The sequence below is a fragment of the Halalkalibacter krulwichiae genome, assembly GCF_002109385.1.
Taxonomy (GTDB): Bacteria; Bacillota; Bacilli; order Bacillales; family Bacillaceae_D; genus Halalkalibacter; species Halalkalibacter krulwichiae.
Genome location: NZ_CP020814.1, coordinates 3,313,985 through 3,335,976, shown reverse-complemented (window position 1 = coordinate 3,335,976; position 21,992 = coordinate 3,313,985). Strand labels below are relative to the sequence as shown.

At 39.5% G+C, this 21,992-nt stretch carries 18 protein-coding genes, 2 tRNA genes and 1 other annotated feature; of the genes, 19 read left to right on the top strand and 1 reads right to left on the bottom strand.

Annotated elements, in window-relative coordinates; genetic code table 11:
- Positions 1–10 precede the first annotated feature (10 nt).
- The 6 genes from BkAM31D_RS16840 to BkAM31D_RS16815 all read left to right on the top strand — a co-directional run bounded on the left by BkAM31D_RS16840 (position 11) and on the right by BkAM31D_RS16815 (position 3,450).
- Positions 11–1,087, top strand: a complete 1,077-nt coding sequence (locus BkAM31D_RS16840) for a GerMN domain-containing protein (RefSeq protein ID WP_066153252.1) — start codon at positions 11–13, stop codon at positions 1,085–1,087.
- Positions 1,088–1,206: 119 nt separating this feature from the next.
- Positions 1,207–1,968: a ribonuclease PH gene (rph, locus tag BkAM31D_RS16835; RefSeq protein ID WP_066153249.1), complete on the top strand. Its 762-nt coding sequence runs from the start codon at positions 1,207–1,209 to the stop codon at positions 1,966–1,968.
- The gene (locus BkAM31D_RS16830) at positions 1,965–2,561 is read left to right on the top strand and encodes an XTP/dITP diphosphatase (RefSeq protein WP_066153247.1); all 597 of its coding nucleotides are present in this window, start codon (positions 1,965–1,967) and stop codon (positions 2,559–2,561) included. Before rph ends, BkAM31D_RS16830 begins: the two co-directional genes overlap by 4 nt.
- Before the next feature lie 13 nt (positions 2,562–2,574).
- Positions 2,575–3,087 carry a metallophosphoesterase family protein gene (locus tag BkAM31D_RS16825; RefSeq protein WP_066153244.1) on the top strand — a complete coding sequence of 171 codons (513 nt, stop codon included), beginning with the start codon at positions 2,575–2,577 and terminating at the stop codon, positions 3,085–3,087.
- Positions 3,088–3,297: 210 nt separating this feature from the next.
- A tRNA-Gly gene (locus tag BkAM31D_RS16820) sits at positions 3,298–3,368 on the top strand.
- 5 nt (positions 3,369–3,373) lie between these two features.
- Positions 3,374–3,450 (top strand) — tRNA-Arg (locus BkAM31D_RS16815).
- Positions 3,451–3,484: 34 nt separating this feature from the next.
- Here the strand turns inward: BkAM31D_RS16815 and BkAM31D_RS16810 are convergent.
- Positions 3,485–3,889, bottom strand: a complete 405-nt coding sequence (locus BkAM31D_RS16810) for a hypothetical protein (RefSeq protein WP_066153241.1) — start codon at positions 3,887–3,889, stop codon at positions 3,485–3,487.
- A gap of 303 nt (positions 3,890–4,192) precedes the next feature.
- On the opposite strand from BkAM31D_RS16810, the gene ilvE reads away from it, so the two are divergent.
- The 13 genes from ilvE (at position 4,193) to lonB (ending at position 21,976) form a co-directional block, all read left to right on the top strand.
- Positions 4,193–5,083, top strand: coding sequence for a branched-chain-amino-acid transaminase (gene ilvE, locus BkAM31D_RS16800; protein WP_066153236.1), 891 nt, complete (start codon positions 4,193–4,195; stop codon positions 5,081–5,083).
- Between the two features lie 51 nt (positions 5,084–5,134).
- A complete protein-coding gene (gene ilvD, locus BkAM31D_RS16795) occupies positions 5,135–6,802 on the top strand; it encodes a dihydroxy-acid dehydratase (RefSeq protein WP_066153234.1) in 1,668 nt (555 codons plus the stop codon).
- Between the two features lie 3 nt (positions 6,803–6,805).
- Positions 6,806–7,064: a binding site (T-box leader), on the top strand.
- Positions 7,065–7,226: 162 nt separating this feature from the next.
- Positions 7,227–8,954 carry an acetolactate synthase large subunit gene (gene ilvB / locus BkAM31D_RS16790; protein ID WP_066153231.1) on the top strand — a complete coding sequence of 576 codons (1,728 nt, stop codon included), beginning with the start codon at positions 7,227–7,229 and terminating at the stop codon, positions 8,952–8,954.
- The gene (gene ilvN / locus BkAM31D_RS16785; protein WP_066153228.1) at positions 8,951–9,472 is read left to right on the top strand and encodes an acetolactate synthase small subunit; all 522 of its coding nucleotides are present in this window, start codon (positions 8,951–8,953) and stop codon (positions 9,470–9,472) included. The genes ilvB and ilvN overlap by 4 nt, the downstream gene beginning before the upstream one ends.
- 182 nt (positions 9,473–9,654) lie before the next feature.
- Positions 9,655–10,656 (top strand): ketol-acid reductoisomerase, encoded by a 1,002-nt coding sequence (gene ilvC, locus BkAM31D_RS16780; RefSeq protein WP_066153225.1) that lies wholly within the window; start codon positions 9,655–9,657, stop codon positions 10,654–10,656.
- A 13-nt stretch (positions 10,657–10,669) separates the two neighbouring features.
- On the top strand, positions 10,670–12,217 hold the full coding sequence (locus BkAM31D_RS16775) for a 2-isopropylmalate synthase (RefSeq protein WP_066153219.1): 1,548 nt from the start codon (positions 10,670–10,672) through the stop codon (positions 12,215–12,217).
- A 14-nt stretch (positions 12,218–12,231) separates the two neighbouring features.
- A complete protein-coding gene (gene leuB / locus BkAM31D_RS16770) occupies positions 12,232–13,323 on the top strand; it encodes a 3-isopropylmalate dehydrogenase (protein ID WP_066153216.1) in 1,092 nt (363 codons plus the stop codon).
- A gap of 99 nt (positions 13,324–13,422) precedes the next feature.
- A complete protein-coding gene (leuC, locus tag BkAM31D_RS16765) occupies positions 13,423–14,841 on the top strand; it encodes a 3-isopropylmalate dehydratase large subunit (RefSeq protein ID WP_066153212.1) in 1,419 nt (472 codons plus the stop codon).
- Between the two features lie 12 nt (positions 14,842–14,853).
- A complete protein-coding gene (gene leuD, locus BkAM31D_RS16760; RefSeq protein ID WP_066153210.1) occupies positions 14,854–15,426 on the top strand; it encodes a 3-isopropylmalate dehydratase small subunit in 573 nt (190 codons plus the stop codon).
- A gap of 299 nt (positions 15,427–15,725) precedes the next feature.
- Positions 15,726–16,775, top strand: a complete 1,050-nt coding sequence (locus BkAM31D_RS16755) for a tetratricopeptide repeat protein (protein ID WP_066153208.1) — start codon at positions 15,726–15,728, stop codon at positions 16,773–16,775.
- 120 nt (positions 16,776–16,895) lie between these two features.
- Entirely contained in the window at positions 16,896–18,188 is a 1,293-nt protein-coding gene (gene tig, locus BkAM31D_RS16750; protein ID WP_066153205.1) for a trigger factor, read from the top strand.
- Between the two features lie 537 nt (positions 18,189–18,725).
- Entirely contained in the window at positions 18,726–20,000 is a 1,275-nt protein-coding gene (gene clpX / locus BkAM31D_RS16745) for an ATP-dependent protease ATP-binding subunit ClpX (protein WP_066153202.1), read from the top strand.
- Between the two features lie 311 nt (positions 20,001–20,311).
- Entirely contained in the window at positions 20,312–21,976 is a 1,665-nt protein-coding gene (gene lonB / locus BkAM31D_RS16740; RefSeq protein ID WP_066153201.1) for an ATP-dependent protease LonB, read from the top strand.
- The last annotated feature ends 16 nt before the right edge of the window (positions 21,977–21,992 follow it).

Here is a 21,992-nt window from a genome sequence, read left to right as displayed (position 1 = left end):
AGGGAAAACAATGCGTAAAGTATTCCGAAAAGGTGTTCCCGTTCTTGCAATGGCTACAGTATTAACGATGACAGCTTGTTCGTTTGGGTCGAATGAGGCGACGAATGAGATGGATACACCACCGACGAATTATCTTGAAGAAAGTGAATCTTTGGAGTTGGATGAGGATGTAGAAGAAGGAGAAGATGTTGAATCGTCAGAGGGAGAAGAGGCTGTAGAAGAATCAACAAAGCGTGAGTTATACTTAATTGATTCAAATGGACTAGTCGTTCCACAGACGTTAGAGTTGCCTAGAACACAAAGTGTTCTACAGCAATCACTAGAATATTTAGTAGAAGGTGGACCTGTTACAGAGATGCTTCCAAACGGTTTCCGTGCAGTGTTGCCTGCAGGGACAGAAATTAGTGTTGATTTAAAAGAAGATGGTATTGCTGTAGCTGATTTCTCGAATGAGTTTAAAAACTATGATCCTAATCAAGAGAAACAAATATTAGAAGCGATCACGTTTACGCTGACACAATTTGAGAATGTCGATAGTGTACAAATTCGTATTAATGGACATAAACAAGATATGATGCCTGTAGGTGGAACTCCGATTGGAGAAGGGGTTAGTAGAGCTGACGGGATTAATATTGAAACAGGCGACATTACCGATGTTGTAAACAGTAAAGGAGTTACCCTTTACTTCCTCGCTGAAAATGGGGACAACACGTACTATGTTCCAGTTACTCGCCGTGTTCCTCTTGGTGAAGAGGCTCTAACAGTAGCCGTTAATGAATTGCTAAAAGGTCCATCTCACCAATCGGAACTGCTAACAGACTTTAGACAAGGGGTTGCGCTCCTAGAAGAGCCGAAATATGAAAATGGTCTTGTCACTTTGAATTTCAATGAATCAATCTTAACGCAACTTCAGGCGACGGCTGTGTCTCAAGAAGCATTAGATATGTTAGCTTTGACACTGACGGAACAAGAGGGGATTGAGAAGATTGCGATTGAAGTGAATGGAGAGGCGGATGTTCTAACTGAATCTGGGGAACAAGCTGAGCCTGTTTCAAGACCAGAACTTGTTAATACTGGAGAATTTTAATCACTAAATTGGACTGTAGACTTATAATTCTTTATACTAATTATATCGCTGTAAAAAGGAGGAGCATAAAAGCTTCCTCCTTTTTACTCTTACATAAAGAAGTAATTAAGGGGATTTAAATGAGAGTAGATGGACGCGTTGCTACTGAACTCAGACAAGTGACAATTGAAACTGATTATATAAAGCATCCTGAAGGATCTGTGCTAATCTCTATGGGAGATACGAAGGTAATTTGTGCGGCGACAGTAGAAGATCGTGTGCCGCCTTTTTTGAGAGGGCAAGGAAAAGGATGGATAACGGCTGAATATTCAATGCTTCCAAGGGCAACGGAACAAAGAAACATTCGTGAGTCATCAAAGGGAAAAGTTTCGGGTCGGACTATGGAAATCCAAAGACTGATCGGAAGGGCGCTACGTACAATTATCGATTTAGATAAAATAGGCGAGAAAACGGTTTGGATAGATTGTGATGTTATTCAAGCTGATGGGGGCACTCGCACAGCTGCTATAACCGGAGCTTTTGTCGCATTAACATTAGCAATGGAGAAAGCACTAAAGGCTGGCAAAATAAAAGAGTGGCCTATTAACGACTATTTAGCAGCGGTTTCAGTAGGGGTTGACTCAGAAAAAGGAGAATTATTGGATCTTTGTTATCTTGAAGATGCGGCTGCGGAAGTAGATATGAATGTTGTGATGACAGGTCAACATCAATTTGTTGAACTTCAAGGTACGGGGGAAGAAGCGACTTTTTCACGAGCGCAACTGAATGCATTACTTGATTTAGCTGAGGGTGGTATTGATTCGTTAATTTCGATCCAACAAAAGGCGTTAGGATCAATAGCTGAACGGATTCAAGGAAAAAAAGAAGGGGCGCAAGCATGAAAATAGAATTGGTAATCGCCACACAAAACAAAGGGAAGTTAGCCGAATTTGAACAAATGTTTGGGGTGGAAGGTTTTGAGGTGAAGTCATTAATCGACTATCCGGAATTACCAGAGATTAATGAAGATGGACAAACGTTTGCAGAGAATGCTGCAAAAAAAGCAGAAACGTTAGCTAACTATTTGAATCAGATGGTTATAGCTGATGATTCTGGATTAGTCATAGATGCTTTAAACGGCCGACCAGGTGTTTATTCAGCAAGATATGCAGGTGAGGAAAAAAGTGATGTTGCGAATATGGATAAAGTCTTAAAGGAAATGGTTGATATACCTGCTGAGGATCGCTCGGCACGTTTTGTATGTGTAATGGCTGTTGCGAAACCAAACGAGACAACAAAGTTTTATGAAGGAGTTTGTGAAGGGACGATCTCATTAGAAGCTGTTGGAACGAACGGCTTTGGATATGACCCGATCTTTTATGTACCTTCTTTTGAAAAAACAATGGCCCAATTGTCCTCTGAACAAAAAAATAAAATTAGTCATCGTGGCAATGCCTTAAACCGTTTATTAGATAACAAAGACGAGTGGCGCTAGGGCAGGTGAGAAAATGAAAGCATTAATAATCAGCGATAGCCATGGTTGGACACACGAGTTAAAAACGATAATTGATCGTCACCGAAATCAAGTTGATGTTATTTTTCATTGTGGAGACTCAGAACTATCAGAAAATGATGAAGCGCTGAAAGGTGTAAATGTAGTTAGAGGTAATTGTGATTTTGGTGATGACTTTCCAGAAGAACTTATAGAGTCAGTTGGTGGAGTCACCTTTTTTGTTGCACATGGTCATCATTACAATGTGAAAATGACATATGTGCCGCTAAGCTATCGTGCGGAAGAGCATCAAGCGAATGTGACTTGTTTTGGGCACTCGCATGTTGCTACGGCATTTATGGAAAATGAAGTTCTCTACATTAATCCTGGGAGCATTCGTTTACCTCGTCAACACCCGCAAGGAACTTATTGTATTTGTGAGTATGATGAGAAAGAAATTTCGGTAACATTTTTTAATACTCATGGCGAAAATATTCCTGAATTGACAGTGGCGTTTAAGCGGAAATAAAAAAGACTAGGGGGATTTTTAGAATTTAATCATCTCCCTAGAGATTTTTTAAAAAAGTTTCCGGAAAAGGTTGACCCAAAAACGATCTTCTGATACATTTATAAATGTCGCTGAAACATTAAATGTTTTGCGAAGTTAAAAAGTGTTTGAAATCAATAAGAGATTATGTTATTATAAATCTTGTTGAAGAGATATTAGTATAATATTCATGCGGGTGTAGTTTAGTGGTAAAACCTCAGCCTTCCAAGCTGATGTCGTGAGTTCGATTCTCATCACCCGCTCTTATGTCCCAGTAGCTCAGCAGGATAGAGCAACGGCCTTCTAAGCCGTCGGTCGGGAGTTCGAATCTCTCCTGGGACGCCATTTAATTATTACATAAAAAAGCAACGTCTTCACCTTATGATGAGGTGGAGACGTTTTTTGTTGGTGCTTGCTGTAAAATAAGATTGACATACTTGTTGTGGTTGTTAAGCAGTTGGTCACTTTCGTAGAAGATAACTCGCCATTGGCGCTTTTTTAATTGACGAATGATCCTTTTCTCATTCATACCTGGTCTATGCTCAATTAAAGCTAGACGATAAGGTACTAGTGCTAAATTGGCACGAATATGTTCAATCCAATAGTGAGGAGTAGGATAATACATATTTTCACGCAACTGAAGGTAGAGAATTTTCTCAGCTTCTGTTTGGCATTTTGTCCAAAGATCTTCCACGACGACTAAGGATGCTCGGTTTTTTTTGCTGAAATGAATAAATGGAAATCTTTTTGAAACCTTAACGTATTTTCTGTATTTTTTTAACATTTATTATCACCCGTTTATAGGGTGTCCGAATGTTCTTGGAATATCCACAAAATAGGAATATGTGGAATTATTTTTTTGAATCATATTACTATCAAGGGTGTAAGCGCATTCAATTACAACGACTAATCAAAATAGTCGCATTATTTTTAAAAAAATGGTTGACCATGCACCTGAATGAGCGTAAGATAAATCTCAACAACAGTATTTTAAAAAAACAAATGTCCGCTCAAGAAAGATAAATGTTTAGTGGGGTTGTCCTCAGGAAGGAACAACAAGTGTATCGTACATGAGGGGAGTAACGTCATGAGTGAACAGTGGATTTATTTAAGTGGAGAATATGTCCTAAAAGAGGACGCGAAAATTTCCGTATATGATCACGGTTTCCTATATGGTGATGGAGTGTTTGAAGGAATTCGTGTATATGATGGAAATGTCTTTCGTTTACAAGAGCATTTAGATAGGCTGTACAATTCAGCGAAATCGATCATGCTGACTATTCCACACACCAAAGATGAAATGAAAGAATTAGTAATCCAAACTCTTCAGAAAAACGCGCTCAATAATGCGTACATTCGCCTTATTGTATCGAGAGGAGTAGGAAACCTTGGCTTAGATCCTGCATCATGTCCTAAGCCACAAGTAATCATTATCGCTGAGGAATTAGCTATCTTTCCTAAGGAATTATATGAATCAGGTTTAGAAATAATCACTGTGGCAACACGTAGAAATCGACCTGATGTACTTAGTCCTAAAGTGAAATCACTGAATTATTTGAATAATATTCTAGTGAAAATAGAAGCTAGTCTTGCAGGTGTTAGTGAAGCGCTAATGTTAAATGATCAAGGATATGTTGCTGAAGGATCAGCAGATAATGTCTTTATCGTAAGAGGAAAGCAAGTAATTACTCCTCCAGGTTACATTGGAGCTTTAGAAGGGATTACTAGAAATGCCATTATTGAAATAGCAAAAGACCTTAAATATACAGTAAAAGAAGAACCTTTTACAAGACATGATGTCTATACAGCAGATGAGGTGTTCTTAACTGGTACAGCTGCAGAAGTAATTGCAGTAGTGAAAGTAGATGGCCGGATCATTGGAGAAGGCAAACCAGGAAAAGAAACAAACTCTTTACTGAAAGCATTTAGAGAAAGAGTTGTAGAAGAGGGAGAAAAGGTTTATACAAAAGCCTTGTAATGGAGACGAGAAGAGTTGAGAGAGAAGCATTGAAATAGGGAGCGGGTAGCAATGAGAAGTAACATGATTAAAAAAGGGATTGATCGAGCGCCACATCGTAGCTTGCTTCGAGCAGCTGGTGTAAAAGATGAGGATATGGATAAGCCATTTATTGGTGTTTGTAACTCTTATATTGATATTATCCCTGGTCATATGCATTTAAATAAATTTGCGGAAGTGGCTAAAGAAGCGATTCGTGAAGCTGGTGGAATTCCATTTGAATTCAACACAATCGGTGTTGACGATGGAATAGCAATGGGACATATCGGAATGCGTTATTCTCTTCCGAGTCGTGAAATCATCTGTGACGCTGCAGAAACAGTCATTAATGCTCACTGGTTTGATGGAGTGTTCTATATTCCAAACTGTGACAAAATCACACCAGGAATGCTAATGGCAGCAGTTAGAACGAATGTACCAGCTGTATTTGTATCAGGTGGTCCGATGGAAGCGGGAAAAACGCAAGATGGTAAGAACCTTTCTTTAACTTCAGTATTTGAAGGGGTAGGCGCATTCTCGTCAGGTAAAATGTCAAGGGAAGAATTGCTTGAAATCGAACAAACAGCTTGTCCGACGTGTGGTTCTTGCTCAGGGATGTTTACAGCCAATTCAATGAACTCATTGATGGAGATGTTAGGTCTTGCTCTACCAGGGAATGGAACAATTGTTGCAACATCAAATGAGCGTCACAAATTAATCAAAGACGCTGCTAAGCATCTCATGAAATTAATTGAAAAAGACATTAGACCTCGTGATATTGTTACGAAAGAGACAATCGATGATGCTTTCGCACTTGATATGGCAATGGGTGGTTCTACAAATACAGTTCTCCATACATTAGCGATTGCAAATGAAGCTGAAATTGATTATGACTTAAACAGAATCAATGAAGTGGCTGAAAGAGTTCCGTATTTAAGTAAAATTAGTCCAGCATCTGATTATTCTATGGACGATGTACATCATGCAGGTGGAGTGAGTGCCATCATTAAAGAGCTTTGCTCGATTGAAGGAGCTATTCACCCTGAACGAATTACGATCACTGGAAAAAGCTTATACGAAAATGTAAAAGACGCTGAAATTACAAATGATGATGTTATCCGTCGTAAAGATAACCCATATAGTCCTGTCGGTGGATTGTCCATCTTATACGGTAACATTGCACCAAATGGGGGAGTTATAAAAGTAGGAGCTGTTGATCCTTCAATAAAGGTATTTGAAGGGGAAGCGATTGTCTTTAACTCTCAAGAAGAAGCACAAGATGCAATCAACGAAGGAACTGTACGTGAAGGTCATGTTGTAGTCATTCGTTATGAAGGACCTAAAGGAGGTCCTGGAATGCCTGAAATGTTAGCACCTACATCAGCCATTGCAGGTCGTGGCTTAAGTACAAAAGTTGCATTGATTACAGACGGAAGATTCTCGGGTGCATCGAGAGGAATTTCGATAGGGCATATTTCACCGGAAGCAGCTGATGGTGGACCGATCGCATTTGTAGAAAACGGAGATAAAATCCGTATTGATTTAACAAATAGAACAATTGAGTGGCTCGTTTCTGACGAAGTACACGCTTCGCGCAAAGAAGGTTGGGTAGAGCCAGAGCCGAAAGTGAAAAAAGGCTATCTCGCTAGATATGCAAAGTTAGTAACATCTGCAAACACAGGTGGAGTAATGAAAATTTAATAAGTTAAAACGAAGAAGAGGAAAAGTAATCAATGTTTGACTTCTACAGAGAGCCGTGATGCTGAAATGCGGTGTTGTCAACTTTGATGAAGCTCGCCTCTGAGTGTCATTCTGAACGATGTTTGTTTAGTAGGAGTGGCCGGGTGTTCACAGCACTCGTTATTAAAATGTGATAAGTGGAAACTTATCCGTTAAGATTGAACAATTATGTTCAATGAATAAGGGTGGTACCGTGGAAAGTGAAAATCTTTTCGCCCCTTCTGCTGCTAGCAAGCGGCTTATATGGGGTGGAAGGATTTTTTTTATTGGAACTATTAAGTAGATCCTTATAAGAGGCTGACAAGATTAATTGAGGTAAAGTTATTTTTATTTTTAAAAAACGCAATATTCAATAAATCAAAACCATGTTAGGAGGTACTAGGGAATGAGTACAAAATTGGAAAATAAAGAACTTGAAACAGTGGAAGAACCAAAAGAACTTTCTGGTTCAAGTATGTTAATTGAAGCACTTGCTAAAGAAGGTGTTGAAGTCATTTTTGGTTATCCAGGTGGAGCGATCTTACCGACATATGATGAAATTTATAAAACAGGTATTCACCATGTGTTAGCCAGACATGAACAAGGAGCCATTCACGCGGCAGAAGGTTATGCGAGAGTTTCAGGGAAACCGGGGGTTTGTGTCGTAACATCCGGCCCAGGTGCAACAAATGTAATTACGGGAATTGCTGATGCGATGATAGACTCACTTCCTCTAGTTGTTATTACAGGTCAGGTTGCAACGACGGTTATTGGAACAGATGCGTTCCAAGAGGCGGATATCATCGGAATTACAATGCCGATTACGAAGCACAATTATCAGGTTCGTTCTGTAGATGAGTTTCCGAGAATCCTAAAAGAAGCATTCCATATTGCTACAACCGGTCGTCCGGGTCCTGTATTAATTGATTTACCAAAAGATGTATCCTTAGCAACTGGTTTATTTGATTATACAAAGGAAGTTAACTTACCAGGTTATCAACCGACAACAATTCCAAATCGCCTGCAAGTTCGCAAGGTTGTCGAAGCAGTAATGGCAGCGAAAAAGCCTGTAATTTTAGCTGGGGCTGGAGTGCTACATGGAAAAGCAACAGATGAGTTACTAGCTTATGTAGAAGAAACAAAGATCCCAGTTGTTAACACATTACTAGGATTAGGGAGCTTCCCAGGAGATCATGAACTGTTCTTAGGAATGGCGGGAATGCATGGTACTTATACAGCGAATATGGCTATCCATGAATCAGATCTGTTAATTAATATTGGAGCTAGATTTGATGACCGATTAACTGGAAACTTAGATCACTTTGCTCCAAATGCAAGAGTGGTTCATATCGACATTGATCCTGCAGAAATTGGCAAAATCATTGAAACAGAAATTCCGGTTGTTGGGGATGCGAAACATGCTGTTCAAATGTTGCTTGATGAGCAATCTGAGAGTGGAGATACGAAAGCATGGGTTGAGAAGTTACAAGGACTAAAAGAGGAATATCCACTTTGGTATCAAGAAGATGGTGAAACGATTAAACCACAGCATTTAATTGAGATCATTCATGAAGTGACGAATGGTGAGGCGATTGTTACGACTGATGTAGGCCAGCATCAAATGTGGTCTGCTCAATTCTACCGATTTAATAAGCCGAACCGTTGGGTTACATCTGGAGGACTTGGAACAATGGGATTTGGTTTCCCGGCTGCGATTGGAGCACAATTTGCAGAACCGAAGTCACCGGTTGTAGCTGTTATTGGGGATGCTGGTTTCCAAATGACGGCTCAAGAGCTATCACTTTTACAAGAATTACATTTACCGGTGAAAATTGTCATTGTGAACAACGCTTCGCTAGGAATGGTTAGACAATGGCAACAATTATTTCATGGAGAGCGCTATTCAAACTCTTTATTCCCAATCCAACCTAACTTTGTCAAACTAGCAGATGCTTACGACATTAAAGGAATGAAGGTAGAGAAGGTGTCAGAGTTAAAAGGTGCATTGGAAGAGATGATTGCTCACCCAGGTCCGGTTTTACTAGATGTTCGCGTTGCAAAAGAAGAAAATGTGTATCCAATGATCTCGCCAGGAAAAGGTCAACATCAAATGGAGGGGGTTAAACCACAATGAAACGAACCATCACGGCACTAGTTAATAATACTTCAGGTGTACTAAACCGAATTACAGGGTTATTTGCTAGACGTCATTACAACATTGAAAGCATTACAGTTGGGGTAACCGAAAATCCATCTGTTTCAAGGATGACTTTCGTGGTTGCTGTTGACAGTATGCAAAATGTAGAACAAGTTATTAAGCAACTTAATAAGCAAGTGGATGTATTAAAAGTAAAAGATATAACAGATGAATCTATTGTTGCTAGAGAGTTAGCTCTCGTAAAAATAGTAGCTTCCCCGCAACAACGTGGTGAAGTAGCTGCACTTGTTAATCCGTTCCGAGCGACCATTATTGATGTCGGTCGAGAATCAATGACAATTCAAATTACAGGTGATCATCCAAAAGTCGAGGCGTTTATTGACCTGCTTCGTCCTTATGGAATTAAGGAAATTGCTCGTACAGGTATTACTGCCTTTAACCGTAGCACGAAGAAGCCTGTAACAGATCCTTATCGTTTAACACTAATTAATTAATCTAGCAATGGATGTTGTTAGAAATGATCAACAGAGGTAATGCAATGGTTCTGCTACTTACAAAACGTACTAGTTTTTAGAGCAGTGGCTGTACTAATTGCTTCAAGGTTTCTTACGTACTATTTACTTGAGAAACCCCTATATAAAAAATATACATTTTACTTAAGAGGAGAGATTTTATCATGGCAAAGGTTTATTACAATTCAGACATTAACGAAGCAACTTTAAAGGGGAAAAAAGTTGCAGTAATCGGATACGGTTCACAAGGACACGCACACTCATTAAACATGCGTGAAAGCGGCCAAGATGTTATCGTAGGTCTTCGCCCAGGGAAGTCTTGGGATAAAGCAGTAGAAGATGGATTTGAAGTAGTTACAGTTCGTGAAGCAGCAGCTCAAGCTGATGTAATCATGATCCTTTTACCGGATGAGCTTCAACCAACTGTATATAAAAACGAAATTGAGCCTGAATTAACAGAAGGAAAAACGTTAGCATTTGCCCACGGTTTTAATGTTCACTTCAACCAAATTGTACCACCAAGTAATGTTGATGTATTTTTAGCAGCTCCAAAAGGACCTGGTCATTTAGTACGTCGTGTATTTGAAGAAGGTGGCGGTGTACCTGGATTAATCGCTGTATATCAAGATGCTACAGGTAACGCAAAAGAAACAGCTTTAGCTTATGCAAAGCAAATTGGTTCTGCTCGTGCAGGTGTTCTTGAAACAACATTCCAAGAAGAAACAGAAACAGATCTATTCGGTGAGCAAGCAGTTCTTTGTGGTGGAGCATCAGCTCTTGTAAAAGCTGGTTTTGAAACACTTGTTGAAGCTGGTTACCAGCCAGAAGTTGCTTACTTTGAATGTTTGCATGAATTAAAGCTAATTGTTGACCTTATGTATGAAGGTGGATTAGAGACAATGCGTTATTCAATCTCTGATACAGCACAATGGGGAGACTATGTAGCAGGTCCTCAAATCGTTACAGATGAAACTAAGAAAGCTATGAAGAAAGTTCTAACAGATATCCAAACAGGTAAATTTGCTAAAGGATGGATCCTTGAGAACCAAGCTAACCGTCCTGAGTTCACAGCGATTACAAGAGCGGAGAGCCAACACCCAATTGAAGTAGTTGGTCGTGAACTACGTGAAATGATGCCATTTGTAAAGTCAAAATCAAAAATCTAAGGAGTGGGTTGTAGTGCGTAAGATTAATGTTTTCGATACCACGCTAAGAGACGGCGAACAGTCAGCAGGTGTGAATTTAAACTTTCAAGAGAAACTTGAGATTGCTAAGCAGCTTGAGCGCTTAGGTGTAGATATTATTGAGGCTGGTTTTCCAGCATCTTCTCAAGGTGATTTTGCTTCTGTTAAAGCAATTGCTGAAACGGTAAAAGGAAGTTCAATCACAGGTCTTTCCCGTTCGCTCGAGCGTGAGATTGAAACGACTTGGGAGGCACTGAAAGCAAGTGCAGAACCGAGAATCCATGTTTTTATCGCCACTTCACCCATTCATATGGAATATAAGCTTAGAATGACACCAGATCAAGTTGTGGAAAATGCGGTAGCTGCAGTTAAATATGCAGCTGCTAAATTCCCACAAGTGCAATGGTCAGCTGAAGATGCGAGCCGCTCTGATTTACCGTTTTTAGCAAGAATTATCCGTGAGGTAATAGATGCAGGAGCGACCGTTATTAATTTACCGGATACGGTTGGATATACAACACCGTATGAAATTGGTCAAATGTTTAGGTATGTATCAGAAAATGTACCAAACATTGATAAAGCAATTCTATCAACTCATAATCATGATGATCTTGGGATGGCGGTAGCAAATTCACTTGCTGCGATTCAAAATGGAGCAGGTCAAGTGGAATGTACAGTAAATGGAATTGGAGAACGTGCAGGAAATGCTTCACTTGAAGAAATAGCTGTAGCTCTTCAAATTCGTCAAGATCATTATCAAGCGAACACAGATTTAACACTAAAAGAAATCAAACGAACTAGTTCTCTAGTAAGTAAATTAACAGGGATGGTTATTCCTAGTAATAAAGCTGTTGTTGGTGCAAATGCATTTGCTCATGAATCAGGCATTCACCAAGATGGGGTCTTAAAAAACAAAGAAACATACGAAATTATTACTCCGGAATTAGTAGGGGTTTCATCTAACAGAATGGTATTAGGAAAGCATTCTGGACGACATGCGTTTAAAGAGAAACTAATTGAATTAGGTTTCAATGGCACAGATGAGCAGATGCAAAAGACTTTTGAAGCATTCAAAGATCTAACTGCTAAGAAGAAAGATATTACCGAAGAAGATCTCTTCGCGTTGATGACAGAAGCAACTGTTGGTTCGGCTATTGCTCATTATGAACTAGAAGCATTACAAGTGAACTATGGAACGACTAATATTCCTACAGCGACGATCACGATTAAGAAGCCAGATGGAGAAGTAATTCAAGAAGCGGCAACGGGCTCTGGTAGTGTTGAAGCGATTTACAATACATTAGAGCGCGTCATTAATGAGCCAATTATGCTAATGGATTATCGCATTCAATCAACGACTGCTGGACGTGACTCACTAGCTGAAGTTTATGTAACTGTGAAGTATGATGGAGCAGAATCATCTGGTCGTGGGACTGCTCATGACGTCTTAGAGGCTTCGGCAAAAGCTTACATTAATGCTGTTAACCGTACAATTAATCGTAAAATCTTTAATGAGCAGCGAAAGAATCCTGCTAAGGTGTAAGGGAGGGGAATTTGATGAAAAAGCGAATTGCGATTCTCCCAGGTGATGGAATTGGACCAGAAGTTTGTGAATCAGCAACTAAAGTGTTAAACGAGATTGGCCGCTTGTATAATCATGAATTTGATTTTGTATATGGAGATCTTGGTGGCGTAGCGATTGATAAAACAGGTTCACCTTTACCGGAAGAAACATTATCAATTTGTAAAAGTAGTGATGCAGTTCTTTTAGGTGCTGTTGGTGGTCCAAAATGGGATACCCTTCCTGGACATCAGCGACCTGAACAAGGACTTCTAGGTTTGCGTAAGCAACTTGAACTTTTTGCGAATCTACGCCCTGTTACCATTTATGATTCACTAGCAGAAGCTTCTCCATTGAAAGATGAAATAATTGAAGGGGTAGACCTTTTAATTGTTAGAGAATTAACTGGTGGAATCTATTTTGGAGAGCCGCGTGAGCGTAGAGGAGAGGGCGAACAAGAAACGGCAGTCGACACACTGGTGTACTCTCGCCAAGAAGTTGAGCGAATCGTAAGAAAAGGCTTTGAATTTGCGCAAGAACGTCGAGGTCATTTAACGTCTGTTGACAAAGCTAATGTATTAGAATCAAGTCGCCTTTGGAGAGAGATTGTTGACGAAGTGGCAAAAGATTATCCTGAAGTAACATACAGCCATATGCTTGTTGATAATGCTGCGATGCAGTTGATCCGTAATCCAAGACAGTTTGATGTTGTAGTGACAGAAAATATGTTTGGAGATATTCTAAGCGACGAAGCATCTATGATTACTGGTTCATTAGGTATGCTCCCATCTGCGAGTATGAGTGCGAATGGACCAGGGTTATTTGAGCCGATTCACGGATCAGCACCAGATATTGCTGGAAAAGGCATTGCGAACCCATTAGCAACACTATCATCACTTACAATGATGCTAACGTTCGCGTTTAAACTGCCAAACGAAGCTCAGGCACTGCAAGAAGCGATTAATACGGTGTTAGAAAAAGGCTATCGTACAGCAGATTTGACAAAAGATGCTACAGACGCCCTTTCTACTAATGAAATGACACAAAGAGTTATTGAAGCTCTTAATGAAAAAACAGTAACAGCGTAAAGTGAAAGATAGATGACTTCTTAACTGATTTCAGTGAAGTCATCTATTTACTAGATGTAGATAATAGGAATAGATTAAGAATGAAGAGGAGGAGCGAAAATGGCACCTAAAACGATAATTGAGAAAATTTGGGAAAAGCATGAGGTAATCGCAGAAGAAGGGAAGCCTAGTCTCCTCTACATTGATTTGCACATGGTACATGAGGTAACTTCCCCACAAGCGTTTGAAGGATTAAGATTAGCGAATCGTAAAGTACGTCGTCCGGACTTAACTTTTGCAACAATGGACCACAACGTACCTACCGTAAATCGTTACGATATTTCTGATCAAATTGCAAGAAAGCAAATTGATACTCTAGAAGATAACTGTAAAGAGTTTGGAATTGAATTAGCTGATCTAGAACATCCAGAAAACGGAATTGTTCATGTCATTGGTCCTGAGTTAGGGTTAACACAGCCAGGCAAAACAATTGTATGTGGGGATAGTCATACATCAACACATGGAGCTTTTGGAGCATTAGCGTTTGGAATTGGAACGAGTGAGGTTGAGCACGTTTTAGCAACTCAAACAATCTGGCAATCTCGTCCTAAAACGCTTGAAGTTCGTGTAACAGGTAAATTAGCTTCTGGCATTTCTGCAAAAGATGTTATTTTAGCAATTATCGCTAAATTTGGAGTCGATGTTGGAACTGGTTCTGTTATTGAATTTACAGGGGAAGCGATCCGTGGCATGACAATGGAAGAGAGAATGACGATCTGTAATATGTCTATTGAAGCTGGAGCAAAAGCTGGTTTAATCAGTCCAGACCAAGTGACATTTGATTACTTAGAGGGAAGACAATATGTCCCGTCAGGTGAGGCTTTTGATCAAGTCGTTGAGGAGTGGAAAGCACTAGCTACAGATGAGGGTGCTAGCTATGACCGCGTTGTAACGATAGATGCAGTTGAAATTGAGCCGATGGTTACATGGGGAACAAACCCATCTCAAGGAGTTGGAATTTCAAAAGCAGTTCCTTCTGCAGCTGATGGTGAAACAGACACAGATCAACGAGCAATCCAACAAGCTTTAGATTATATGGAACTAACTCCTGGTACTCCTGTTTCAGAGATTGAGATTCAACACGTATTCATCGGATCTTGTACGAATTCTCGTTTAAGTGATCTGCGTGCAGCCGCAAATATGATTCAAGGACAAAAGGTTGCCGATCATGTTCGAGCTCTTGTTGTACCAGGATCACAAAAGGTTAAACAACGTGCAGAAGCAGAAGGACTTGATAAAATCTTTATCGATGCTGGATTTGAATGGCGCAGCTCAGGCTGTAGCATGTGTTTAAGTATGAATCCTGATGTTGTTCCAGAAGGAGAGCGTTGTGCATCGACTTCCAATCGTAACTTTGAAGGTCGTCAAGGTAAAGGGGCTCGTACGCACTTAGTTAGTCCGCAAATGGCAGCAGCAGCAGCGATTGCTGGACATTTTGTCGATATTCGTGAGTGGAAGACTCAAAAGGTTACGCAGTAGGAGGGAAGAATAATGGAACCAATTGTAAATCATACAGGAAAGATTGCAACACTAGATCGAGTGAATGTTGATACTGATCAAATCATTCCAAAACAATTTTTAAAGAGAGTAGAGCGTACTGGCTTCGGACAATTCCTTTTTTATGATTGGCGTTTTCAAAAAGACGGAACTCCAGATCCTAATTTTGAATTAAACCAAGAACATAACCAAGGAGCATCGATTTTAGTAGCTGGGCATAACTTCGGCTGTGGATCTTCACGAGAACATGCACCGTGGGCTTTGCATGACTATGGATTTAAAGTTATTATTGCACCAAGCTTTGCGGACATTTTCTATAATAACTGTGTTAAAAATGGCATGCTTCCGATTCGATTAGATGAGAAAAAAGTGTATCAACTCCTACAAAACGGAGCTAACGATACGTATGAGTTGAGTGTGAGCTTAGAAAATCAAACAATCAGCGGAGAGGGATTCGAAGCTTCATTTGCCATCGATCCATACTGGAAAGAAATGCTCCTAAACGGCTGGGACGAAATCGGCCTAACCCTAAAATATGAAGATAAAATCAAAGCATACGAGGGATAAACCAAAAAGGGTGGTTTTTCCCTTTTTGGTTTATCCCGAAGCAATGAGTGGAACCGATGCAAGGTTTTAAGCCACTTTGAGCGGTTTTCTCAAAGAGGCGCGCATCGAGAGAAGCCATTGCAACCTACAACCAAAAAGGGTGGTTTTTCCCTTTTTGGTTTATCCCTTCATTGTAATGACAGGAATGAACTGATAAACTTATGAGATAAAGATGTTCAAAAAGTTTCTCATCTTGGGGTACGTACTGTCACCACTTTTTGAACACGCATAAAGACTCAATAAAGAGTGGAGCGGTTCTGGTGGATAAACATAGAGACAAAAAAGAGAATAAAGTAATTTTATATCCCGGGCTTGTTAAGCGCTTAATTGAAAAAGGAATGGATGCTCTAAAGGATAAAGATGGTAACACTGCTTATCAGTTTTTCTTATCAGCAGAAGAGCATGAACCGGAAAATCCTCAAGTTCTGTTCGGTAAGATGTTGAGTCTTGTTGAACTAGGGAGGCTTCATGAAGCGGTAGAGCATACCGATAGTCTTCTTCGAGAAGGAATTGGGGATTATTATGAGAATTTGCAAGTACATATATCACTACTTGTGCAACTAGGAAGATATCAAGAAGTTGTGAACATCCTGGATGCTGTTTTATCTGAAAATCAGTTTCCATCACAATACGCTGAATCGTTATATCAACTTCTGCATTTTAGTCGCCAAATGGTAGGAGATCAAGACTGGTTGAATCATTATGATAGCAAAGACGAGCCAATTCCAACCGATTTGACTTCGATGCTACAATCGGATTCTTTGATCCTTCAGTCAAAGGCGATACAACAATTGAAGGAAATAGAAAATCCCGAAGCAACTGAATTACTTGTGAAGTTTCTTGAAGGCGAAAAGCGAGATTATGTTTTACAAAGCATGGCCTTGCATGTATTACAAGAAAAAGGCTACAAAGAAAAAATACATATTAGCAAGTTAGGGAGAGCGGCAGAAGTGATTCCGAGCGAACTTGCATCTTCCTATCAACATCATTTTCATCAACAATTACTAGACTTAGTAAGCGATGAGTTGGAACATATTGATCCATTATTATACGAGATCACTAAACAACTAAGCTCTACGTACTTATGGGCTTTATATCCTTTTATACCAGAACCTTCTAACGTTCATTTTTGGAGCGATGTTTTTCAGTTTTGCGCGGCTGAGCGGATTGGGCTTGAAGATGAGTTAGAAAGAATGAATGAGAATTATGCCGATCAATTAGCGATTTTTAACGAGAAAATTAATGAAGTGAAAACAATTGAAGCGACAACATATCAAGTAGATTCAACAGAATTTACTAGTGACTTATAACAAACCTAGTAGGACTATTTGAAATGAAACAACGTTATGGTATACTAGAGTGGTTGTCAAAGATCATAGAAGAAATCTATCGTTCGGAAACGAAGATGTGTATAGTTGGAGGGAAAGTAAATGACTACAAAATGGGAAAAGTTAGAAGGGAACGAAGGTGTCCTTACAGTTGATGTTGAAGCTGAGAAAGTGGATGCAGCTTTAGATCAAGCGTTCAAGAAAGTATCAAAGAAAGTAAATGTACCTGGATTCCGTAAAGGAAAAGTACCTCGTTCATTATTTGAAAAGCAATTCGGTGTTGAATCTCTTTATCAAGATGCTCTTGATATTCTATTACCAGAAGCGTATGCGGCTGCTGTAACAGAATCAGGAATTGAGCCTGTAGATCGCCCTGAAATTGATATCGAAACAATGGAAAAAGGTTCTAATCTTGTATTCACTGCGAAAGTAGTTGTGAAGCCTGAAGTACAACTTGGCGATTATAAAGGTCTTGAAGTTGAAGAGCAAGACACAACTGTTACTGACGAAGATGTAGAAGCTGAATTAAAAACACTTCAAGAGCGTCAAGCTGAACTAGTTGTTGTTGAAGAGGGTACAATCGAAAACGGTGATACTGCTGTATTTGATTTCGAAGGCTTTGTTGATGGTGAAGCTTTCGAAGGTGGACAAGCTGAGAACTATTCACTTGAAATTGGTTCAGGTCAATTCATCCCAGGATTTGAAGAGCAAATGGTTGGTTTAAAAGCTGGCGAAGAAAAAGAAGTTGAAGTTACATTCCCAGAAGAGTATCACGCTGAGAATTTAGCTGGTAAAGCTGCTACATTTAAAGTGAAACTTCACGACATTAAACGCAAAGAATTACCTGCACTTGATGATGAATTTGCTAAAGATGTAAACGAAGAAGTTGAAACTTTAGATGAGTTAAAGACTCAATTAAAAGATAAGCTTACAAAAGACAAAGAGCATCAAGCAGAGCATGCTGTTCGTGATACTCTTGTTGAAAAAGCTGCTGAAAATGCAACAATCGATATTCCTGAAGCAATGGTAAACACAGAAGTTGATCGTATGCTTCAAGAATTCGAGCAACGTTTACAAGCTCAAGGTATGAACCTTGAATTATATTTCCAATTCTCTGGTCAAGATGAGGAAGCAATGCGCGAGCAATTCAAGACAGACGCAGAGAAACGTGTACGCGTAAATCTTACGCTAGAAGCTATCGCTGTTGCTGAAAACCTTGAAGCTTCTGATGAAGATGTAGAAAAAGAAATCGAAAAAATGGCTGAAATGTACCAACGTTCAGCAGATGAAATTAAAAATATTTTTGCTGCACAAGGTGGTCTTGAAGGTCTTAAAGGTGATCTTAAGGTTCAAAAAGCAGTTGAATTCCTTGTCGAAAACAGCAAAAAAGCGTAAGTATTTGATTGATATTGTAGAGGAAACTAAAAACAAGGCGCGAAATACCGTGCCTTGTTTTTCCTTACTCAAAAATACAGCCATGTATGGACTTGGCATATATTGAACAAGCTTAAGAAGAGTGGACGTACATATATAAAGCTGAGAAAATGATTTTATCGAAGAAAAAAGGATTTTTCTCAATGAATCTTGAATGTATAATCAATCCATACATAAAATGAAGTAATCAGTCATCGATTGCTCGCCTTCTATGTTCGTATATCGATCATTACATAAGGTTTTATTTCGAAAGCATGGAGGGGCAATACTTGCAAGAGGGAGTTCTCTCTTGTGTGCGTTTGGAACATAGCCAATTCTGTTTTTTCTTGAAAAGGGTTATCTTTAGGGGTTCAGCCGGCTTATATGGTACAATATTGGGACAAATGATTGTTTTCTCAATCTTTATTTAGGAAACGTCAAAGTTCATTACGATTGTATTGTCGTGTCCATTCAAGTCGTATGAGGATGATACAATATTTTCTGAGGGGTGAAGATGGAATGTTTAAATTTAATGAAGAAAAAGGACAATTAAAATGTTCTTTTTGTGGAAAAACACAAGACCAAGTTCGTAAGCTGGTTGCCGGACCAGGTGTGTATATATGTGATGAGTGTATTGAACTCTGTACAGAAATTGTAGAAGAGGAATTAGGAACTGAAGAAGAAGTTGAGTTTCAAGAAGTACCAAAGCCTAATGAAATCAGACAAATTCTAGATGATTATGTAATTGGACAGGACCGTGCTAAGAAGTCATTGTCAGTAGCGGTATACAACCATTACAAACGAATCAATTCTCTTTCTCGTTCTGACGAAGTTGAATTGGCAAAAAGTAATATTTGTATGATTGGACCAACAGGTAGTGGTAAGACGTTACTTGCTCAGACTTTAGCTCGAATTTTAAATGTTCCATTTGCAATTGCTGATGCAACATCACTTACAGAAGCTGGTTATGTAGGAGAGGACGTTGAAAATATCCTTCTAAAACTAATACAAGCAGCTGATTATGATGTAGAAAAAGCGGAAAAAGGAATTATATATATTGATGAGATTGATAAAGTTGCTCGTAAATCTGAGAATCCTTCTATTACACGTGATGTATCTGGTGAAGGGGTACAGCAAGCCTTACTGAAGATATTAGAAGGTACAAGTGCAAGTGTTCCGCCACAAGGTGGACGTAAACACCCTCATCAAGAGTTCATTCAAATTGACACGACAAACGTACTATTTATTTGTGGTGGAGCATTTGATGGAATTGAGCAAATCATTAAACGTCGTCTTGGTAAAAAAGTAATTGGGTTTGGTTCGGAAGTGAAGCAAGACGATTTAAAACCAGGCGAATATTTAGGGAAAGTTTTACCAGAGGATTTACTTCGTTTCGGATTAATTCCTGAGTTCATCGGTCGTTTGCCAGTTATTTCAAGTTTAGAGCCGCTTGATGTTGATGCGCTTGTTGAAATTTTAACTGCTCCAAAAAATGCGCTTGTTAAGCAGTATAAGAAATTACTTGAGCTAGATGATGTGGAACTTGAATTTACAGAAGAAGCTCTTCGTGAAATAGCAAATAAAGCTATTGAGCGTAAGACGGGCGCACGTGGTTTACGTTCGATTATTGAGACACTAATGCTTGATGTTATGTTTGACCTGCCTTCACGTGAAGATATTGTCAAATGTGTCATTCATGAGAAGTGTGTAACGGATAATGAACCACCGACATTGCTAACAGCTGATGGTCAAGAAATGACATTGACCAAAACAGAGCCGAAGGAAAGTGCATAAGGGCACAACTTTTGAGACGGACTAATAGTCTCTGATCGGTGATGTAATGCCTTTGTTTGTTACTTATTTTATGAGGAGAAACAAGCGCTTTAGCTTCTCACAAGAATTATTGAAGTGATACCGCTCATTGTTTTGGGGCGTCTGAAAAGGTCAAAATCAGACCATTTCAGACGCCCTTTTTAGTATTATAGAATGTCATCGAACGATCTTCTTTTTTTCTCCAATCATTCTCAAAACTTTCTTTGATTAGTGTTGTTTTTCCCGGTCATACTAAAAGAAACAAACGACTACTTCAGGGAGGTTTCATCATCATGAACTGGACTGGGATTGCACTAGTGGTACAGCTGTTTTTTGGAGTCATCATTGGTGTATACTTTTGGAATTTATTGAAAAGTCAACGAAATCAAAAGGTATCAATTGATCGAGAATCAAGAAAAGAAATGGAAGAGTTAAGAAAGATGAGGTCAATTTCGTTAAGTGAACCGCTTTCGGAAAAAGTGAGGCCGATTAGCTTTTCAGATATTGTAGGACAGGAAGAAGGGATAAAGTCATTACGTGCGGCCCTTTGTGGTCCGAACCCGCAACATGTAATTATTTATGGACCGCCTGGTGTAGGGAAGACAGCAGCGGCGCGCCTAGTATTAGAAGAAGCAAAGAAAAATGCACAATCACCTTTTTCGCAAGATGCTGTCTTTGTTGAGTTAGATGGAACGACAGCTCGATTTGATGAAAGAGGCATTGCAGATCCATTAATCGGCTCTGTTCATGATCCAATTTATCAAGGAGCAGGAGCAATGGGACAAGCTGGGATTCCACAACCCAAACATGGTGCCGTAACAAAAGCGCATGGTGGTGTTTTGTTTATCGATGAAATAGGTGAATTGCATTCAATTCAATTAAATAAGTTGTTGAAAGTACTTGAGGATCGAAAAGTTTTCTTAGAAAGTGCTTATTATAGTGAAGAAAATCAGCAAATTCCACGACACATCCATGAAATTTTTCAAAAGGGGTTACCTGCTGATTTTAGACTAATAGGGGCAACGACGAGAACACCGGATGAATTACCGCCTGCCATTCGTTCGCGTTGTTTGGAAGTATACTTCCGAGCGCTCAAGCCAAAAGAAATTATATCCATTGCTGAAAAAGCAGCGAAGAAAATTAACTTCGCAACAGAAGAAGGTGCGATTGAACAAATCGCAAAGTATGCAACGAACGGACGTGAGGCGGTTAACATCGTTCAAATTGCTGCAGGAATTGCTACGGCAGAAGGACGTGAACAAATTACATTAGCCGATGTAGAATGGGTCCTTCATGCTAGTCAAATCGCCCCTAGACCAGAAAGGAAAATTCATCACGATTCAGCGATCGGATTGGTTAATGGTTTAGCTGTGTATGGTCCTAACTTAGGAGCTTTGCTTGAAATCGAAGTAAATGTTATTGATAATCCTGGGAAGGGTTCTGTTAATATTACTGGAATTGCAGAGGAAGAAAGTACTGGAAATCAGATGCGCTCGATTCGCCGAAAGAGTATGGCTAAAGGCTCAGTTGAAAATGTCGTTACGGTGTTAAGACGAATGGGGATTCCAACACAAGACTATGATATTCATGTGAATTTCCCTGGGGGTGGTCCAGTTGATGGACCTTCTGCCGGAATTGCGATCGCAACAGGGATCTATTCGGCAATCCGTGGTGAAAAAGTAAAGAATACAATTGCGATGACAGGGGAACTAGGTATTCATGGGAAAGTAAAACCGATTGGCGGAGTAGTTGCAAAGGTTGAGGCGGCTAAACTAGCAGGAGCTAAGACTGTCATTATTCCGAAAGACAATGAGCAAGCCCTTCTACAAAATGTAACGGGAGTGGACGTAGTTGCTGTTGAACATTTAGATGAGGTTCTTGACCTTGCCATTGAACAAGCGGAAGAAGAAATTATTCCTGCAAATACTGAATTGAATACCTCCATCGCACCTGTTTAAATTAGACAAACATATG

Coding starts and splice junctions, on each gene's coding strand:
- BkAM31D_RS16840 (WP_066153252.1), top strand. CDS start 11: ATGCGTAAAGTATTCCGAAAAGGTGTTCCCGTTCTTGCAATGGCTACA.
- rph (WP_066153249.1), top strand. CDS start 1,207: ATGAGAGTAGATGGACGCGTTGCTACTGAACTCAGACAAGTGACAATT.
- BkAM31D_RS16830 (WP_066153247.1), top strand. CDS start 1,965: ATGAAAATAGAATTGGTAATCGCCACACAAAACAAAGGGAAGTTAGCC.
- BkAM31D_RS16825 (WP_066153244.1), top strand. CDS start 2,575: ATGAAAGCATTAATAATCAGCGATAGCCATGGTTGGACACACGAGTTA.
- BkAM31D_RS16810 (WP_066153241.1), bottom strand. CDS start 3,889: ATGTTAAAAAAATACAGAAAATACGTTAAGGTTTCAAAAAGATTTCCA.
- ilvE (WP_066153236.1), top strand. CDS start 4,193: ATGAGTGAACAGTGGATTTATTTAAGTGGAGAATATGTCCTAAAAGAG.
- ilvD (WP_066153234.1), top strand. CDS start 5,135: ATGAGAAGTAACATGATTAAAAAAGGGATTGATCGAGCGCCACATCGT.
- ilvB (WP_066153231.1), top strand. CDS start 7,227: ATGAGTACAAAATTGGAAAATAAAGAACTTGAAACAGTGGAAGAACCA.
- ilvN (WP_066153228.1), top strand. CDS start 8,951: ATGAAACGAACCATCACGGCACTAGTTAATAATACTTCAGGTGTACTA.
- ilvC (WP_066153225.1), top strand. CDS start 9,655: ATGGCAAAGGTTTATTACAATTCAGACATTAACGAAGCAACTTTAAAG.
- leuB (WP_066153216.1), top strand. CDS start 12,232: ATGAAAAAGCGAATTGCGATTCTCCCAGGTGATGGAATTGGACCAGAA.
- leuC (WP_066153212.1), top strand. CDS start 13,423: ATGGCACCTAAAACGATAATTGAGAAAATTTGGGAAAAGCATGAGGTA.
- leuD (WP_066153210.1), top strand. CDS start 14,854: ATGGAACCAATTGTAAATCATACAGGAAAGATTGCAACACTAGATCGA.
- tig (WP_066153205.1), top strand. CDS start 16,896: ATGACTACAAAATGGGAAAAGTTAGAAGGGAACGAAGGTGTCCTTACA.
- clpX (WP_066153202.1), top strand. CDS start 18,726: ATGTTTAAATTTAATGAAGAAAAAGGACAATTAAAATGTTCTTTTTGT.
- lonB (WP_066153201.1), top strand. CDS start 20,312: ATGAACTGGACTGGGATTGCACTAGTGGTACAGCTGTTTTTTGGAGTC.